The organism is Alistipes sp. dk3624 (assembly GCF_009557455.1).
Classification (GTDB): domain Bacteria; phylum Bacteroidota; class Bacteroidia; order Bacteroidales; family Rikenellaceae; genus Alistipes_A; species Alistipes_A hominis.
On sequence record NZ_CP045651.1, the window covers coordinates 1,529,910 to 1,547,988 of the forward strand.

Consider the following 18,079-nt stretch of genomic DNA (forward strand, 5'->3'; position numbering starts at 1 on the left):
GTCGACTTTCATCCGCCTTACCCATTCCATACCGTCCGACGGCCGGCACAGGCCGGACGCGACCCGTCACCCCCGCCGCAACGGGGTCAACTTCGCGAACCGCCGGAGCAGCGTTTTCCGTCCCGCTCCGTCGAACTCGACCGTAATTTTCACGTCGCCCGACCACTCCTCGACCTGCGTCACGCGTCCCGTTCCGAATTTGTCGTGCCGCACCAACATTCCGACCTCGAACTCGTCTCCCGCGCCGGCACTTTCCGCCGGACGGGGAGCGGACGGAATCCGCTGCTCCGGTTCGACCTGCGGGCGGCTGCCCACGCTGCGGAAACGGCTGTCGGGCACGACCGGCGACATCTCCCGGACAGGAGCCGCCGCATGTCGAAACCCTCCCTGCGCAGGACGTTCGGACGAACGTTCCCCGCGGGACTGCTCCCGGCCGGAATAATACGTCCGGGCGTTCCCCGTATAATCCTTGCGCCCGGCTTCCTGTTTCCGGTAACCGCCCCGGCCGCCGTATGCCGTCCGCACCGGAGCGTCGTTCCCTCCTTCCGGCGCCGACAGGTCGTCGGCGTCGAACTGGATGTCGAGAAACTTCGGGTCGATCTCGCCGAGAAAACGGCTGGGCCGGCAAAAAGTCATTTCGCCCCATTTAAAACGCGACTCGGCGAACGAGAGCACCGCTCCCCGTTTGGCCCGCGTCAACGCCACGTAAAACAGCCGGCGCTCCTCTTCGAGCCCCTCCTCGTTGCCGAGGCTCATCATGCTCGGGAACAAGTTCTCTTCCAGTCCCGCCACGTACACGTATTCGAACTCAAGCCCTTTGGCGCCATGCACCGTCATCATCGTCACTTTGTTGCGCTCTTCGGGCTTCTCGTTGTCCATATCGGTCAGCAGCGCAACGTTTTGCAGCCATTCGTCGAGCGTCACGCGCGCCTGCGCGTCGTCGCCCGATTCGGCCGCGATCCGCTTTTGTTCGTCGGTATAGGCCCTGACCGAGTTGATCAGTTCTTCGATATTTTCCAGCGCGCTGACCGCTTCCGGGGTCTGCTGCATTTTGTAGGTTCCGATAATTCCGGAACGGACGGCGATTTCCAGACCGAGCTCGTAAGCTTCGGCCGTGGCCCGCATACCGGACAACTCGCCGATCATCCCCGCAAAAGCGGTCACTTTTTTACCGGCGGCCCCTTTCATCTCCATATCGTCCGACGAAAGCGTGCTGACCGCTTCCCACAGGCTCAGATTCCGTTCCGCCGCGGCTGCCGCAATCCGGTTCACCGTCACGTCGCCGATCCCGCGCGCCGGGGTGTTGATTACCCGGCGGAACGCCTCGTCGTCTTTCGGGTTCACGACCAAGCGCACGTAAGCCAGCAAATCCTTGATCTCCTTGCGTTGGTAGAACGACACGCCGCCGTAGATTTTATAGGGAATGTTTCGCCCGCGGAGCGACTCCTCGAGCGAGCGCGACTGCGCATTGGTACGGTACAGAATCGCTATCTCGCTGTAAGAAAGATCCTTTTCTCGCACCGTCGAAGCGATGTCGCCGGCAATCAGGATCGCCTCCTCCTTATCGGTATAGGCCTTGATCACCTTGATTTTTTCGCCCTGCTCGGCAGTCGAGAAGGAGCGTTTGCGGATCTGCTTCGTATTTTTTTCGATGATACTGTTCGCCGCATCGACGATCGTCTGCGTCGAACGGTAATTCTGTTCGAGCTTGAAAATCCGCGCATCCGGAAAGTCGTTGCGGAACCGCAGGATGTTTTCGATCTTCGCTCCGCGAAACGAGTAGATGCTCTGCGCATCGTCGCCGACGACGCAGACGTTCGAATGCTGCTCGGCCAACCGCCGGATAATCACGTACTGCGCGAAATTGGTATCCTGATACTCATCGACCAGAATGTAGCGGAACTGCGCCTGGTAGCGGGCCAGCACGTCCGGAAAATCTTTGAACAGGATATTCGTATTGAGCAGCAGGTCGTCGAAATCCATCGCCCCGTTCTGCCTGCATTTCTGCACGTAGAGTTTATAAATATCGACGAACTGCGGTCGGCGGCGTTCCCGGTCTTCGGCCTGCAACGAAGCGTTCGCCTCGTAAGCGCCCGGCGTGATCAGGTTGTTCTTCGCCAGCGAGATCCGGGCGGCGATATCGCCGGGCTTGTAAGTCTCGTCGCTGAGATTCATCTCGCGGATGATCTGCTTGACCAGGTTGCGGGCGTCCGACGCGTCGTAGATCGTGTAGGAAGAGGGATAGCCCAGCTTGTCGGCCTCGGCGCGCAGGATGCGCGAGAACAGCGAGTGGAACGTTCCCATCCAGATCCGGCGAGTGGCCTGCGGCGACAGCAACTGCCCGATCCGTTCGCGCATCTCGGCCGCCGCTTTGTTCGTGAAAGTCAGTGCGAGGATCGTATCGGGGGCTACGCCCTGTTCGAGCATATAGGCGATGCGGCAGGTCAACACGCGGGTTTTGCCGGAACCGGCCCCGGCCACGATCAGCGACGGACACCGGAAGTTGACGACGGCCTCGCGCTGCGCATCGTTCAGTTTTTGGATATATTCAGACACAACGATCGACATTATTAACGCCGCAAAGGTAAGCATTAGAATCCGGAAATTTTCGCAAAAACGTCCCTTCGGAGAGCAAATCCCTCCGGCGGACGGCGCGCAAACGACCGCCGAAACGGATAACGGTCTGAAATTTGGCACAAGAGGGCATAAATTAAAAATTTTACAATAAATTTGCGTGTCAATCGTTTAAATCAATGCCCGAAACAGAGAACGGCATACGGATTATACGTAATTTTTCAAGATATGAGTGAAGTAATCAATATCAAGGAACTCAACGAGCGGATCGAGCGCGAAAGCGTCTTCGTCGATACGCTGAACCTGGAGATGAGCAAGGTGATCGTCGGCCAGAAACACCTGGTTGACACGCTGCTGATCGGCCTGCTGTCGAACGGCCACATCCTGTTGGAAGGCGTCCCGGGACTGGCCAAGACGCTGGCCATCACGACGCTGGCGCAGGCCGTGAACGCCCACTTCAGCCGCATCCAGTTCACCCCCGACCTGTTGCCGGCCGACCTGATCGGTACGCTGATATACAGCCAGAAGACCGAAGAGTTTTCGGTGAAGAAGGGGCCGATCTTCGCCAACTTCATCCTGGCCGACGAAATCAACCGCTCCCCGGCCAAAGTGCAGAGCGCGCTGCTCGAAGCAATGCAGGAGCGTCAGGTTACCATCGGGGACACGACCTACAAACTGCCGGAACCGTTCCTCGTACTGGCCACGCAGAACCCGCTCGAACAGGAAGGCACCTACCCGTTGCCCGAAGCGCAGGTCGACCGTTTCATGCTGAAAGCGCGGATCACCTATCCGAAGAAACAAGAAGAACGCGACATCATGCGACTGAACATGCTGGGCGGCGGGCTGCCCAAACCGAACCGGGTCATCGCGCCGGAAGACATTCTGAAAGCCCGCGAGGTGGTCAGCGACGTCTATATGGACGAAAAAATCGAGAAATACATCGTAGACATCATCTTCGCCACGCGCGAACCGTCTGAATACAACATGGCGAGGCTCGCTTCGCTGATCAGCTACGGCGGCTCGCCGCGCGCGAGCATTTCGCTGGCGAAGGCGGCCAAAAGCTACGCCTTCATCAAGCGGCGCGGCTACGTGATCCCCGAGGACGTGCGCGCCGTATGCCACGACGTGCTGCGGCACCGTATCGGACTGACCTACGAAGCTGAGGCCGAAAACGTCTCCACCGAAGAGATCGTCACCGAAATCCTCAACAACGTCGAAGTACCTTAGTCCGTAAACCGTCATGGAGAGCAGCAGCGATATTCTCAAACAGGTCCGCAGGATCGAGATCAAGACGCGGGGGCTGAGCAACGATATCTTCGCCGGCAAATACCACAGCGCTTTCAAAGGGCGCGGTATGGCCTTCAGCGAAGTGCGCGAATACCGCGTGGGCGACGACGTCCGCGATATCGACTGGAACGTCACCGCCCGCAGCCGCCAGCCGCACATCAAGATCTACGAGGAAGAGCGCGAGCTGACGATGATGCTGTTGATCGACGTCAGCGGTTCGCGCATGTTCGGCACGACCGAAAAGCTCAAGAAAAACACGATCACCGAGATCGCCGCCGTGCTGGCCTTTTCCGCCGCGCAGAACAACGACAAGGTGGGCTGCATCTTCTTCAGCGACCGCGTCGAAAAGTTCATCCCGCCGAAAAAGGGCCGCGCGCACGTGTTGATGATCATCAAGGAGTTGATCAGCTTCATGCCCGAGAATAACGGCACGGACATTTCCGAAGGGCTGCGCTACCTGACCAATATCCTGAAAAAACGTTCGACGGCCTTCGTACTGTCCGACTTCATGGACACGGCCGACGGTCACGCCCGGTTCGAAGACGCGCTGAAAATCGCCTCCGGCAAACACGACATGGTCGGAATCCGGGTCTACGACCGCCGCGAACAGCAGCTTCCGGATGTGGGAATCCTCGAACTGAAAGACGCCGAGACGGGCGAAAAAGTGTGGGTCGACACGGCTTCGCGCGCCGTCCGCGACGCCTACGCCCGTAACTGGGAACAGACCAGCGCGCTGATCGATTCGTCGTTGAAACGCTGCCGGGTCGACAACGTGAAGATCGCGACGGGAGAAGACTATGTCACGTCATTGATGAAACTCTTTAAACGCCGGTAACCGGCGCCAAGCTGACAAACCGTATGTTTTACGTTAAAAAAATATTCACCGTAGCTCTGCTGCTGATCGCAGGTTCGCTGTCCGCACAACCGAAAACGCCGTCCGTCGAGGCGCGGTTCTCGGCCGACTCGGTGTTGATCGGCGACCAGTTCCGGCTCGACATCGAGGTCGACAAGGACGTGATGGAGGTCGTCGAATTCCCCGTTTTCGACAGAGGACATCTGGGCGGCGATTCGACCGACATCGAAATACTCGCCGAAGGACCCGTCGATACGTTGAAAACCGACGGACGCCGGATTACGCTGAAAAAATCCTACTTGCTGACCTGTTTCGAAGAGGCCGACTACCGTATCGGAAAGTTCCCGGTGCTTTACATCAATAAAAACATAATCGACACGTTGTGGTCGATGGATTCGCTGCGGATTTTCGTCAATACGCTGTCGGTCGACACGGCCACGCAGACGATCCACGACGTCAAGCTCCCGCTCGAAGTTCCCGTCCGGTTCGGCGAATACGGCGGCTACTTGCTGACGGGTCTGCTCGGGGCCGCGCTGATCGCCCTGGTCGTCTTCCTGCTCGTCAAACGGTTCCGCGGCAAACGGCAGTCCGGCGGCAAACGCGTCCCGGCCGAACCGCCGCACGTAACGGCGATCCGGCAGCTCGAAAAACTGCACTCGCAGAAACTATGGCAAAGCGGGAAACAAAAAGCCTATTACACCGGCATCACCGACATCCTGCGCGAATACCTGAGCACCCGTTACCCGGTCAAAGCGCTGGAAATGACTTCGCAAGAGATCTTGGACAGGATGATCCGCGAATCCTTACCGGAGAAATCGATCAAGCGGCTCAAAGACATCCTGATCACCGCCGATTTCGTAAAATTCGCCAAATTCACACCGGATGCGGATCAGAACGAAACGGTCTACACGGACGCTTACTATTTCATCGAAGAGACCAAAGCGGTCGAGGTGGAACAGCCCGCCGCCGAGATCGAACCGATCAAAACCGAGGAAAAGAAGGAGGACGACGCATGATACGCCATACGATCATAACCTGTCTGCTGCTATTGGCGGCCGGGACGGCGGCGGGACAGAAATACCCCGAACGCCGCGACATCCGTTCGGGCAACAAATTTTACGGGAAAGCGGAGTACTCCGAAGCCGAGATCTCCTACCGCAAAGCGCTGGAAAAACAGCCCGATTCCTACGAAGCGAACTTCAACCTGGCCGACGCGCTGTACAAACAGAAACGTTACGACGAAGCGGCCGGACTGAACGAACAACTGGCTGCCGACTCGGCCCGTCTGGACAACGCGGCTTCGGCCTATTTCAACCAGGGAAACGCCCTGTTCCAGCAGCGCAAACTGCAGGAAGCCCTCGAAGCGTACAAAAACTCGCTGCGGTTGAATCCGGCCGACATGGAAGCAAAGTTCAACTACGCCTACACAAAAAAACTGCTCGACAAAGACAAAAACGATCAGAACAAGAACGATCAAAACAAAGACCAGAACAAGGACAACCGGAACGACCAAAATAAAAACGATAAAAACGATCCGAACCAAAATCCGGATAAAGACCGAAACAAAGACAATCCGGATAATAATCAAAACGGCAACGATCCCGACAAACAGGATCAGCAGCCTCCGTCCGGCGGACAGCAACCGCCGCAGGGGGGCATGAGCCGCGAAGAAGCCGAGCGGATGCTCGACGCCGTCCAGGGCAGCGAGGACAAGACAAAGAAGAAAGTGGACGAAAAGAAGGCGGTGACCGTCGGAAACTCGGGAAAAAACTGGTAGGGCCGTCCGGTGAAAAAATCTGTTTAAATCAGCAATCGACGTGGTGGACATAACAAAATTCGCGAATCCCAAATTATTATGGCTGTTGCTGCTGCTGCTGCCGATGGTCGCCTATTACATCTACCGGATGCGGCAGGGGAAGGCTACGATGCGGATATCGACCGTAGCCGGCGTACGGCGGCTTCCGCACGGGCTCAAATACTACCTGCAGCACCTGCCGTTCGTTCTGAGATGCCTGGCGACGGCGCTGCTGATCGTGGCGCTGGCCCGCCCGCAAAGCACATCGAAAAACACCAGCAGCTCGACCGAGGGGATCGACATCGTGCTGGCGCTCGACATCTCCGGCAGTATGCTGGCAAGGGATTTCCAGCCCGACCGGATCTCGGCCGCGAAAGAGATGGCCGCCAATTTCATCATGGACCGTCCGAACGACCGGATCGGCCTGGTGGTATTCGCCGGCGAAAGCTTTACGCAGAGTCCGCTGACCACCGACAAAGCCTCGCTGGTCAATATCCTCGGCACCGTCAAAAGCGGCATCATCGAAGACGGCACGGCAATCGGCAACGGGCTCGGCACAGCGGTCAACCGGCTGCGCGAGAGCTCGGCCAAAAGCAAGGTGGTGATCCTGCTCACGGACGGCGTCAACAACAGCGGGCAGATCGCTCCGCTGACCGCGGCCGATATCGCCCAAACGCTCGGCATCCGTGTCTACACGATCGGCGTCGGCAGCGAAGGGACGGCTCCATACCCGGCGCTCGACATGTGGGGCAACATCAGCTACGTACCGATGAAAGTCGAGATCGACGAAAAAATGCTGACCCAAATCGCCGAAAAAACGGGCGGCAAATATTTCCGGGCGACCGACAACAACAAACTGCGCGACATCTACGAAGAGATCAACCAAATGGAAAAAAGCCGCGTGGAGGTGGAAAACGTCACCCGTTATTACGAACGGTTCGCCCTTTTCGCGCTGGCCGCGCTCGCGTTGCTGGTTTGCGAAATGTTGATCCGTAAACTGTGGCTGCGCCAGATTCCGTAAAACCGTACGACTATGTTCAGATTTGCAACACCCGAATATTTCTACCTGCTGATCCTCGTCCCCGTGCTGATCGGCGTCTACTGGTACTCGGTACGCGTCCGGCGACGGGCGTTGGAACGCTTCGGCGACCCGGAAACCATCCGGGGACTGATGCCGGAGGCCTCTCCGAAACGGGTACGCACCAAGTTCACGATCTTCGCGCTGGCGCTGGTCTTCATCGTCATCGGCCTGGCGCGACCGCAGTTCGGTTCCAAGCTGAAAGAGGTCACGCGCACGGGGATCGAAATGATGCTGGCGGTCGACGTATCGAACAGCATGTTGGCGCAGGATTTCGAACCGAATCGACTCGAACGCACCAAATTCGCGATCGACCGGCTGATCGAACAGCTTCATCAGGATAAAATCGGACTGATCGTATTCGCCGGCGATGCCTATATGCAGCTTCCGATCACCTCCGATTACGTCATCGCCCGCACGTTTGCGAACAACATCTCCCCTACCATGGTTTCGAGACAGGGAACGGCCATCGGCGCGGCCATCGACCTGGCGTCCCAATCGTTTTCGTCGGGTAGCGACGGCAGCCGCGTCATCGTCATCATCTCGGACGGCGAGAACCACGAAGACGACGCCATTGCCGCAGCAAAGGCCGCCGCCGAAAAGGGGATCAAGATCTATACGATCGGCATCGGAAGTCCGGAAGGCGCCCCGATCCCGATCGACGGGAATTTCATCAAGGACGAAAAAGGAAACATGGTCGTATCGAAACTCGACGAAGCGACGCTCGAACAGATCGCCCTGTCGACCGGAGGCGCTTACATCCGCGCCACGAACCGCAGCCTCGGACTCGACGAAATCGTCAAGAAGATCAACGAAGTCGAGAAAAAACAACTATCGTCCAGCGTTTTCGAAGATTTCAACGAACAATACCAATACCTGATCGGAATCGGACTGCTGCTGCTACTGATCGAATTCGTCATGCTCGAACGGAAAAGCCGTATCCTGAGCCGCTTGAATATTTTCCGAAAACAATAAAGCCCTCCGGGAAGCATTATTTTTCCTGGACGGTCGATCCGTCGGTAAAGCCGGCAAAATTCGAAAGGATTTTCGCCGGCTTTTCGGTTTCTCCCGTCTTCCAAAATCCGCTTCCCGGGCACTGTATCCGATTCAGAATATCGACATACCAAACAACCCGGACAAAAATGTATAAAATTACTTTTTAGGCGATTTTTTTCGCGGGCGCACATGAATCTCATGGAAAATCAAGTAAATTTGCAGAATATTCGATTTTATTCAGAAAACTAAACCCGACGACAGATGCCGGTACGCTACTTCAAATACGACCAACCTTTCGCGCTCGAAAACGGAGAGAAGCTTCCCGAGCTGACCATCGCCTACCACACGTTCGGAACGTTCAAAGGGAACAACGCGGTCTGGGTCTGCCACGCGCTGACAGCCAACTCGGACGTAGCCGACTGGTGGCCGCATACGGTCGAACAGGGCCGGTTTCTCGACCCGAAGCGTTATTTCATCGTCTGCGCGAACATCATCGGCTCGCATTACGGATCGACCGGTCCGTTGAGCATCGATCCCGCGACCGGGAAGCCGTACTACGGCACATTCCCCTTCATCACGGTACGCGACATGGTCAACGCCCATTTTCTGCTGGCCGACCACCTCGGCATCGCATCGGCTCACGCCGTCGTCGGCAGTTCGATCGGCGGATTCCAGGCCCTCGAAATGGCGCTGACGCGACCGAACTTCGCCCGAAAACTGGTATTGATCGCAACGGCGGCCCGCAGCCAGCCGTGGGCCATCGCTTTCAACGAATCGCAGCGCATGGCCATCGAAACGGACGCCAGTTTCGGACAGGAAGACCCTGAAGCCGGGAAAAAGGGTATGCGGGTTTCCCGGTCGATCGGTCTGCTCAGCTACCGCGGTTCGTCGGCTTACAACGCCACGCAGCAGGAAAACGACAACCTGTACAAAATAGCCGGATTCCGGGCGACGACCTACCAGCAATACCAGGGTGACAAACTGTGCCGCCGTTTCGACGCCTACTCCTACTACCGCCTGACGCAGGCTTTCGACTCGCACAACGTCGGACGCTACCGCGGCGGCATCGAAAGCGCGCTCGGATCGGTCGCGAGCCCGACGATGGTCGTGGGAATTTCGTCGGACATGATCTTTCCCGTCTCGGAACAGGTCTTCCTGTACCGTCACATCCCGCAATGCCAGCTACGGCTGATCGACTCGCCGTTCGGCCACGACGGGTTCCTGGTCGAATACGACAAGCTGAACGCGCTGCTCAAACCGTTCATCGGTACGCCGACGGCCCGGTAACATCCCGTTATTTTCACCGGGAATGTTGCTTTTCGGCATTTTTTTTTCGATATTGCCGCAACCCGGATCAAATCGGAATACCTAAAATATTTAACCAAACTGATATGAAACTTTCTACTTTTTGCCGGATTCCGGCCCGCCGCATTGCGAAAACAGGCATCTGCACCCTCTCCGTACTACTGGGAACGGGACTTTTCGTATCGGCGCAAACCGTTACGGACCGGTTCGCGCCGCTTCCGGCAGGCGCCGTCCGGCTGACCAATTTTCTCGAAAACGACATCCGGAACTCGATCGAACATTGGAACAAAGGCGAACTGCCCTACCGCGAATTCGTGGAATTTTTCCGTTCCCAGGCTGCGCCCCAATTCGCCCTCGGCGAAATGTGGGGCAAAGCGGTGCGCTCGGGCTGCATGTTTTACCGATACACCCAGGACCCGGAACTCAAAAGCATCCTGAAGGCGACGGTCGAAGACCTGCTTTCGGTACAGAATCCCAACGGCAGTATCAGCTGTACGCCCGAAGAGCAGCAGCCCGGCGGGGAGAACGGCGACCTGTGGGAGCGCAAGTACGTCATGCTCGGACTGGATGAATACTATCGCTGGGTCGAACAGAACCCCGCCGTACTGGAGGCGTTGAAAAAACACGCCGACTGCCTCATCGCGCAAATAGGACATGCGCCCAAGACGGAAATCGTCGATCTGGGCTGGAGCGCCACCAACATCGGCCACGAAGCGTGCCACATCGAATCCAGCACGCTGCTGGAACCCTTCATGCGGCTGTACAACTGGACCGGCGAGCAACGGTACCTGGACTTCGCCTCGTACATCGTCGAATCGGGCGGAACCAAGCATTTCGATCTGATCCAGCAAGCCTGCGACAACACTCTCCCTTACAAGATGAGCGGCCATTACCCCAAGGCGTACGAAATGATGTCGATGTTCGAAGGGGTCGTAGAATACTACCGGGCAACGGGCGACGAGCGCTGCAAACAAGCATTCATGAACCTGTACGACAACATCCGGAAAAACGAAATCACCATCATCGGCAACGCCGGGGCCGATCAGCCCTACCACCCCTACGTCGCCGGGGAGGCGTGGGGCAACACCGCTTTCGAACAAACCAACCCCGACATCACCCGCATGATGGAGACCTGCGTGGGGGTAACCTGGCTGAAATTCTGCTCCCAGATCATGCGCCTGACCGGCGATCCCTCGCCCGTGGACGAGATCGAAAAATACGTCTATAACGGCCTGCTCGGGGCGATGAAACCTTCGGGCGACGGGTTCAGCTACGTGAATCTGCTGAACGGCAACAAGGTCGTCAATTACGGCTGGGGTTGGCATTTCGGCGATTTTTACGTCACCTGTTGCAACCTCAACGGTCCGATGGGACTGGCCTACATTCCGTACGTAGCCGTTATGGAAGACGATCGGGGGCCGATCGTCAATCTGTACAATGCGAGCGAAATCGACATGACGACGCCCCGTAAACGCCCGCTGAAACTCTCCCTCGAAACGGATTTCCCGCTGACCGGCAACGTGATCATCGAAGTCACGCCCGAAAAGAAAGAAGAATTCACCCTGAAATTGCGCATTCCTTCCTGGAGCGCGAATACCGTCGTCAAAGTGAACGGAAAGACGCAGGAAGTCGCGCCGGGCACCTACGCCGAATTGACGCGCAAATGGCAGGCCGGCGACCGCATCGAGGTCGCTTTCGACATGACCTGCCGCGTCATCGACGCGCCGCACGGCAGCAACCGCAAAGGAGATAATTTCCAGGCGGTCGTCTGGGGCCCGATCGTACTGGCCCGCGACCAGAACATCGATCCCGATTACGACAAGCCGGTACGGATAATCGCCGACGAAAACGGAATCGTCAAAATCAGAAAAGTGAACCCGACCCTGCCGACCACACGAATAGAGTTTGCGGTTCCGACCGCCGACGGCGAGATCCGGATGACCGACTACGCCTCGGTCAACGGATGGGAGGGAGCCCAAATATGCACCTGGCTGCCGGTAAAAACGGAATAGACGGCCGGATTCATCCAAAAAGCGGAGATACACGGACGAACGCGTTCATGTGTTTTCCAATCGAACGCACGATCCTCCCGGCAAGACGCTCCAGTCTGTCCGGACGACATACGGAAACGAATCAGGCGACGGGAAACTCTGAAATTCCGTCGCCTGATTCGTATTCATTCCGGAAATCTGACAATCCGGAAATTTCGCCGGGCGGCAGTCAGGCCTATGCTCCCGGACGCACTTCGTTCGTCAGTCTCCGCCCGTCCGAGAAATCGCGGACATTTTGCAGGGTCGTATGCGCAATGTTATCCAGCGCCTCACGGGTGAAAAATCCCTGGTGCGAGGTCACGATCACATTGTTGAACGACAACAGGCGCGCCAGCATATCGTCGCCCATGATCCGGTCGGAAGTATCCTCGTAAAAGTAAGCCGCTTCCTCCTCGTAAACGTCGAGACCGGCCGAACCGATCTTTTTCTTTTTCAGCCCCTCGATCAAAGCCTCCGTATGGATCAGTTGTCCCCGCCCCGTATTAATGAGCATCATCCCTTCTTTCATCTGATCGATGGCTTTTTCATTGATCATATACCGGGTCTGCTCGGTCAGGGGACAATGCAGCGAAATGATGTCCGATTGCCGGAACAACTGTTCGAGCGGCACGTACTCCACTCCTTCGTTCGCCGCGAACTCCCGGTCGGGATAAAGGTCGTACGCCAGTATATTCAACCCGAAACCCTTTAATATGCGGATCAACACCTTCGCTATTTGGCCCGTTCCAACGATTCCGGCCGTTTTTCCGTGCATATCGAACCCCAACAGGCCGTGCAATGAGAAATTACCGTCGCGCGTACGCCAGTAGGCGCGGTGGATCTTGCGGTTGAGCGCCAGCATCAACGCTACGGCATATTCGGCCACGGCATAAGGCGAATAGGCCGGCACGCGCACCACCGGAATGCGGTGCCTTGCCGCGGCATTCAAATCCACGTTGTTGAAACCCGCGCAACGCAATGCGATCAGCTTCACTCCCATGGCGGCAAGCCGGTCGATGGTTTCGGCATCAGCCGTATCGTTCACGAAAATACACACGACGTCGGTATCCTGCGCCAGAGCCACATTATTGAGATTCAAATGGCTCCGGTGGTAGTTGAACTCGAATCCGAAGGCGGCATTGGCCCGGTCGAACGAATCCCGGTCGTAAGGCTGTGTTCCGAAAAATGTTATTTTCATTTGTATTTTTTTAATGTATCGGTTTTGACAAAACAGTCGTTCTACTTTTCACGGTTATGGTGAATCATAACAAATATCATGAAAATCTTCCGCGCAGCGCTTTAAATTTAACCGCATTTTCCACAATACCGCAGAATTACCCCATGTATCCAACGGCTGAAAGCCGACGGAGCAGATTCGAAATATAAAACCGGCTGGTAAAACGGTCTATCCGTCACGGTCTGCCGTCGGCTTTATCAGTAAAACCGTGAAAAGCGGAGACGATCTTACCGCCCCTTGCGTCGAATGATTTCGGCCGGCATGTCTTTTTGAAAAAACGGGCCGCAAAAAACAAAATATCAAACGTTTCGACCGTTTTTTAGTATTTTGTTTATTTTTTTGGCAGGAAATATGGTGAAATTGCCGGGAAGAGGGTTACTTTTGTATTCATTTTGAAAAGACCGGAACCGGCGAAAGACGCATCCCGAAGCGGACGGGTCCGCAACCGGATTCGAAAAACAGTCATAAAACGATAAAACCGATGAAATATCCCGAATCAGTAAATATCCTTTTATTGGGCTCAGGGGGCCGTGAACATGCCTTTGCATGGAAAATCGCTCAAAGCAAGCGGCTGGCGCGGCTGTATATCGCTCCGGGGAACGCAGGCACCGCCGTATGCGGGACGAACGTGGACATCAATCCGGTCAATTTCGCGGCCGTCAAACAGTTCGTGCTGTCGAACAACATCAACATGGTCGTCGTCGGCCCGGAAGAACCGCTGGTAAAAGGGATTTACGATTTTTTCAAGGAAGACCATCAGATCAGCAACATCCCCGTGATCGGCCCGTCGACGGTCGGGGCGCGGCTCGAAGGGAGTAAGGATTTCGCCAAGGATTTCATGATCCGCCACCGTATTCCGACGGCCGCCTACCGTAGTTTCACAAAGAAAAACGCCGACGAAGCCAAAGCCTTTCTCGAAACGCTGAAAGCGCCTTACGTGCTGAAAGCCGACGGACTGGCCGCCGGAAAAGGAGTGCTGATCGTCAATTCGCTCGAAACGGCGAAAGCCGAGCTGGATACGATGCTCAACGGGCGTTTCGGGCACGCCGGCGACACGGTCGTGATCGAAGAGTTCCTGTCGGGAATCGAATGTTCGGTTTTCGTAGCCACCGACGGCAAGAATTTCAGCGTGCTGCCCGTCGCAAAAGATTACAAGCGGATCGGCGTCGGGGACACCGGCCCGAACACCGGCGGCATGGGGGCCGTATCGCCGGTTCCGTTCGCCGACGCAAAATTTATGGACAAGGTCGTATCGACCATCGTCGAACCGACCGTCAAAGGGCTCTCTGCCGATAAGATCGACTACAAAGGATTTATTTTCATCGGATTGATGAACGTGCAAGGCGATCCTTATGTGATCGAATACAACGTCCGCATGGGCGATCCCGAAACCGAAGCGGTGCTGCCGCGCATCGAATCGGACATCGTCGAACTGTTCCAGGGCATCGCTTACGGCGGACTCGACCAATACGAACTGAAAATCACCCCGGCGACCGCCGCCACAGTGGTCTGCGTATCCGGCGGCTACCCGGGCGACTATGCCAAAGGCATGGAAATCAAAGGACTCGGCAACACGGCAGACAGCGTCGTCTTCCATGCGGGAACCACGGCCAAAGGCGGCAAAACGTTTACGGCAGGCGGGCGCGTGCTGGCCGTCACGTCGTTCGGCGACAACATTACGGACGCCGTCGGCAAATCCTACAAAACGATCGAAGGAATCGGCTACGAAGGGAAATACTACCGCACGGACATCGGAAAAGACCTGCTGTAACGGCAGGGGAAGGCCATGGGAGAGATCACCCGCCTGAACCTGAGTTGGACGCTGCTGTTCTTCGGACTGTTCCTGGGGCTTTTTTGGGGACGGTCGGAGTTGCTACCGACAGCGGCGGGCGGCGCCGATATGCCGCTGGGATCGTTGCTGAACCGGTTCTCCGCGACATATCCGATTGCGGCGAAAACGCTAGCTGCCGTACTGCTTTTCCTGAACAGCATCCTGTTGCTGCGGATCGTCTCCCGCAACATGATCCTGACCGACCGGAGCTACATGCCGATCATCGTCTACCTGCTCGTCGCTGCCGGTTGCGGTTTCGGTAGCTCGGCGCTCGGCGCCATAACCGTTTCGCTGCTGGCAGTCTGCTCGTTCGATCAGATGTTGGGTTCGTTCCGGAGAGCCGTCCAATACGGAAAGCTATTCAATGCGGCGCTGCTGGCCGGTCTTGCACCCCTGGTCTGGTCGCACGCCGTCGTTTATGCGTTTCTGCTGCCCGTTTCGTTGATCCTGTTCAAAAAAGGCGGCCGCGAATGGATCGTGGCATGGGTCGGCTTTTTGTTGCCGTGGGCGATCTGCTCGTACGTCTACTGGGGAATGGGGTATCCGTTCGGCCACGTAACCGGCCTGCTCGCCGGGAACCTCGGGAACCTGCTTGCCGGCGGAGATTTCCCCGACGTCCTGCGCCATCCGGAACTGCCGGTCTTCTGGGGAATGTGCCTGACGACCGTCGTGCTTTCGCTGATCTCGTTTATCCGGCGCTCGGACACGATCCGCACACGGGCTTATAAATCCTACATCTACTTTCTGTGGATTCTGCTCTTCTCGGCGATACCGTTCGCTTTTCCGGGCCGGTCGGTACAGGATTTCCCGATGATCGCCGCTCCGCTGGCCATCATCATCCCGCCCTATTTCATTCGCTACCGGGGCTGGATTCCCGGCCTGATCTACTTCGCGCTGGTCGGCAGCATCGTTTTTTACAACCTCGCTCCGGCATTACTTCCCTGACCGTTTTTTCCGGCGATCCGCAACGGGACATATCACACGCAGCGCCCCGGCCTCGCAGGTAATATGCACCGGGAAGCGCGGCCCGGGCTGTCCGTCGATGTCGGTCGACTCCTCGCTGTACGAATACAACGTCACGTCGTCGCTCTTGAAATACACCACGCCCGGAGGGTAGCTGCCATTGTTGCGCTTGATGAAATGAAAAATCGTCCGGATCGTCTCGATCGGGCTGTCGCCCTTGATAACGATCACGTCGAGCAGGCCGTCGTCCGGCTCGGACAAGTAAGCGAAACGCATCTGCCCGGCGGTGCGTCCGTTGAATACGAAAAAGATCAGCGAAGAACCTTCGTAATTCCCGTGCGCCGACTCGATCGAAATATGCATTTTACGGAAATTCGGCAGTTCGCCCAGCCCGCCGAAATAGTAAGCCAGTTTCCCGAACGTGTTTTTCAGGATCGTCGGCGTTTTCTGCGAAACGTCGGTAAACAGCCCACAACTAAACACGTTGACGAAGTATTCGTCGTTGGCGCGCCCCAGATCCATGGTTCTGATCTCCCCGTTCAGGATCCGGCGACAGGCTTTCGCCAGATCGGACGGCACTCCGAGCACATGGGCGAAATCGTTGGCCGTCCCGGTCGGAAGCACCGCCACCGGAACGTCGAGCCCGCGCCGCTTCATCACGTTCACCACGTAATTGACCGTTCCGTCGCCGCCGGCGATCAGCGCGTGGTGGTAGCTCTGATCGACCCCGTCGAACATGTCGGTCTCCTCGGTATCCCCGAAACAAAGCCGGTACGGCACGACCGTATAACCGTGCCCCTGGTAAATCTCGATGATGTGGTCGAGCCACTCCGAAATCACGGTTTCTCCGGACTTGGGATTATAAATGAATCTGACTTTCTGCATCTTTTTTCACGTTTCTGAACCATAATGATATCGTCATTGCCGGGTCGACGCCTGCCGGGCGATCATCGCCTCCATTCCGGGAGTAAGATAGGTCTGATAGTTTCCCCGGTCGTCCGAATAGATCAGGTAAGCGTGCAACTCCGGATGCCCGGCCAGGAACTCCTTGCTTTTTTCGAGGCCGAGGATCATACAAACCGTGCCGTAAGCGTCGGCCAACGTCGCGGTAGGCCCCACGACCGTTACCGACAGCAGGTTGCTGATGATCGGCTCGCCGGTTCGGGCATTGATCGTATGCACGATCTTACGGCCTTTGTCGTCGGTATAGAATTTCCGGTAATTGCCCGAAGTGGCGAGTCCCTGCCCGCTGAGTCCGATCACCGTCTCCAGGTCGGCCCCCGGCAGCACGTTCCCTTCGGCCGGACGGTCGATTCCGACGCGCCAGGGTTTCCCTTCGGCATTCGACCCCCGACAGAAAATCTCTCCCCCCACTTCGACGATATAATCCGTCAGACCGAGGCTGTCGAAATAGGCGGCGATATAGTCCGAAGTCGCTCCTTGCGCAATCGAATTCAGGTCGAGCTGCATCCGCGGATCTTCTTTCCGCAACCGGCCGCCATCGACCGCGATTTTCCGATACCCGACGAATCGCAACAGCGAATCGACGTTCGGCTGCTGCACGACCGAATCGCCTGCAAACCCGTAAGCCGCCGTAAGCGGTTTGACCGTGATGTCGTATGCGCCGTCCGTCTCGCGGCTCAGCCGCTCGGCTTCGGCGATGCAATCCGCAATGAACGCATCCACCGAATCGGTCTCGTTGCGGTTCAGGCGGCTGAGCCGCGAATCGGGATTGAACAGCGACATCGAATTGTCGATCTCACGCAACAGACTGTCCACCTGACCTTTCAAATCTACCGGCCGGTCGCTTTTTATCACGATATGATAAGTTCCCCCCTGTGCGAAACCGTCGATTACGGTTACCCGATTGTCTTTCTTCACTCCGCCGCATGCGGCCACAGCCAGCGCAACAATCCCAAGCAAACCAATTTTAAATTTCATTATCAGCGTTTTAACATTCTAACATCGCACAAATTTATTTATTTTCCACAATATACGAATTATTTTTTATTACTTTGCAGGACAAATCAAGGAAGGAAGACGGGGGTGCCGCAGAACCGGCGGCTGAGATCAAACCCCAACACCTGATACGGTTAATACCGTCGGAGGGAGTTTTTCCAAAGGATAGCG

Annotated in this window: 14 protein-coding genes and 1 riboswitch; of the genes, 10 read left to right on the forward strand and 4 right to left on the reverse strand. The window is 56.7% G+C overall.

Annotation, left to right across the window (positions count from 1 at the left end; translation table 11 throughout):
* Positions 1-66: 66 nt before the first annotated feature.
* Entirely contained in the window at positions 67-2,556 is a 2,490-nt protein-coding gene (locus GFH31_RS06440; RefSeq protein WP_118657233.1) for an ATP-dependent helicase, read from the reverse strand.
* 246 nt (positions 2,557-2,802) lie between these two features.
* On the opposite strand from GFH31_RS06440, the gene GFH31_RS06445 reads away from it, so the two are divergent.
* From GFH31_RS06445 to GFH31_RS06480, 8 genes are all read left to right on the forward strand, one after another.
* Complete coding sequence (locus tag GFH31_RS06445) at positions 2,803-3,801, forward strand: AAA family ATPase (RefSeq protein WP_055203198.1); 999 nt, start codon at positions 2,803-2,805, stop codon at positions 3,799-3,801.
* A gap of 13 nt (positions 3,802-3,814) precedes the next feature.
* Positions 3,815-4,696 (forward strand): DUF58 domain-containing protein, encoded by an 882-nt coding sequence (locus GFH31_RS06450; RefSeq protein ID WP_101573465.1) that lies wholly within the window; start codon positions 3,815-3,817, stop codon positions 4,694-4,696.
* A gap of 23 nt (positions 4,697-4,719) precedes the next feature.
* Positions 4,720-5,730: a hypothetical protein gene (locus GFH31_RS06455; RefSeq protein ID WP_101573467.1), complete on the forward strand. Its 1,011-nt coding sequence runs from the start codon at positions 4,720-4,722 to the stop codon at positions 5,728-5,730.
* Positions 5,727-6,491, forward strand: coding sequence for a tetratricopeptide repeat protein (locus tag GFH31_RS06460; protein ID WP_118457879.1), 765 nt, complete (start codon positions 5,727-5,729; stop codon positions 6,489-6,491). Before GFH31_RS06455 ends, GFH31_RS06460 begins: the two co-directional genes overlap by 4 nt.
* A 43-nt stretch (positions 6,492-6,534) precedes the next feature.
* Positions 6,535-7,530 (forward strand): vWA domain-containing protein, encoded by a 996-nt coding sequence (locus tag GFH31_RS06465; RefSeq protein ID WP_118457881.1) that lies wholly within the window; start codon positions 6,535-6,537, stop codon positions 7,528-7,530.
* Between the two features lie 12 nt (positions 7,531-7,542).
* Positions 7,543-8,562: a vWA domain-containing protein gene (locus tag GFH31_RS06470; protein WP_118457883.1), complete on the forward strand. Its 1,020-nt coding sequence runs from the start codon at positions 7,543-7,545 to the stop codon at positions 8,560-8,562.
* 282 nt (positions 8,563-8,844) lie between these two features.
* Positions 8,845-9,870 (forward strand): homoserine O-acetyltransferase family protein, encoded by a 1,026-nt coding sequence (metX, locus tag GFH31_RS06475; RefSeq protein WP_101573471.1) that lies wholly within the window; start codon positions 8,845-8,847, stop codon positions 9,868-9,870.
* 104 nt (positions 9,871-9,974) lie between these two features.
* A complete protein-coding gene (locus tag GFH31_RS06480; RefSeq protein WP_172970716.1) occupies positions 9,975-11,900 on the forward strand; it encodes a glycoside hydrolase family 127 protein in 1,926 nt (641 codons plus the stop codon).
* A 214-nt stretch (positions 11,901-12,114) separates the two neighbouring features.
* Here the strand turns inward: GFH31_RS06480 and GFH31_RS06485 are convergent, their stop codons facing one another.
* Complete coding sequence (locus GFH31_RS06485) at positions 12,115-13,116, reverse strand: 2-hydroxyacid dehydrogenase (protein WP_055203185.1); 1,002 nt, start codon at positions 13,114-13,116, stop codon at positions 12,115-12,117.
* A gap of 520 nt (positions 13,117-13,636) precedes the next feature.
* Between GFH31_RS06485 and purD the strand changes: the two genes are divergently transcribed.
* Positions 13,637-14,926, forward strand: a complete 1,290-nt coding sequence (purD, locus tag GFH31_RS06490) for a phosphoribosylamine--glycine ligase (protein WP_153497646.1) — start codon at positions 13,637-13,639, stop codon at positions 14,924-14,926.
* A 15-nt stretch (positions 14,927-14,941) separates the two neighbouring features.
* Complete coding sequence (locus GFH31_RS06495; protein WP_153497647.1) at positions 14,942-15,931, forward strand: hypothetical protein; 990 nt, start codon at positions 14,942-14,944, stop codon at positions 15,929-15,931.
* Here the strand turns inward: GFH31_RS06495 and GFH31_RS06500 are convergent.
* Both GFH31_RS06500 and GFH31_RS06505 read right to left on the reverse strand, forming a co-directional pair.
* Positions 15,920-16,834 (reverse strand): YegS/Rv2252/BmrU family lipid kinase, encoded by a 915-nt coding sequence (locus GFH31_RS06500; RefSeq protein WP_055203180.1) that lies wholly within the window; start codon positions 16,832-16,834, stop codon positions 15,920-15,922. The genes GFH31_RS06495 and GFH31_RS06500 overlap by 12 nt on opposite strands.
* Before the next feature lie 33 nt (positions 16,835-16,867).
* The gene (locus tag GFH31_RS06505) at positions 16,868-17,890 is read right to left on the reverse strand and encodes an FAD:protein FMN transferase (RefSeq protein WP_118457890.1); all 1,023 of its coding nucleotides are present in this window, start codon (positions 17,888-17,890) and stop codon (positions 16,868-16,870) included.
* Between the two features lie 91 nt (positions 17,891-17,981).
* Positions 17,982-18,077: riboswitch (TPP riboswitch) on the forward strand.
* Positions 18,078-18,079: the final 2 nt, after the last annotated feature.

Coding starts and splice junctions, on each gene's coding strand:
- GFH31_RS06445 (WP_055203198.1), top strand. CDS start 2,803: ATGAGTGAAGTAATCAATATCAAGGAACTCAACGAGCGGATCGAGCGC.
- GFH31_RS06470 (WP_118457883.1), top strand. CDS start 7,543: ATGTTCAGATTTGCAACACCCGAATATTTCTACCTGCTGATCCTCGTC.
- GFH31_RS06485 (WP_055203185.1), bottom strand. CDS start 13,116: ATGAAAATAACATTTTTCGGAACACAGCCTTACGACCGGGATTCGTTC.
- GFH31_RS06450 (WP_101573465.1), top strand. CDS start 3,815: ATGGAGAGCAGCAGCGATATTCTCAAACAGGTCCGCAGGATCGAGATC.
- GFH31_RS06460 (WP_118457879.1), top strand. CDS start 5,727: ATGATACGCCATACGATCATAACCTGTCTGCTGCTATTGGCGGCCGGG.
- GFH31_RS06455 (WP_101573467.1), top strand. CDS start 4,720: ATGTTTTACGTTAAAAAAATATTCACCGTAGCTCTGCTGCTGATCGCA.
- GFH31_RS06495 (WP_153497647.1), top strand. CDS start 14,942: ATGGGAGAGATCACCCGCCTGAACCTGAGTTGGACGCTGCTGTTCTTC.
- metX (WP_101573471.1), top strand. CDS start 8,845: ATGCCGGTACGCTACTTCAAATACGACCAACCTTTCGCGCTCGAAAAC.
- GFH31_RS06480 (WP_172970716.1), top strand. CDS start 9,975: ATGAAACTTTCTACTTTTTGCCGGATTCCGGCCCGCCGCATTGCGAAA.
- GFH31_RS06505 (WP_118457890.1), bottom strand. CDS start 17,890: ATGAAATTTAAAATTGGTTTGCTTGGGATTGTTGCGCTGGCTGTGGCC.
- purD (WP_153497646.1), top strand. CDS start 13,637: ATGAAATATCCCGAATCAGTAAATATCCTTTTATTGGGCTCAGGGGGC.
- GFH31_RS06500 (WP_055203180.1), bottom strand. CDS start 16,834: ATGCAGAAAGTCAGATTCATTTATAATCCCAAGTCCGGAGAAACCGTG.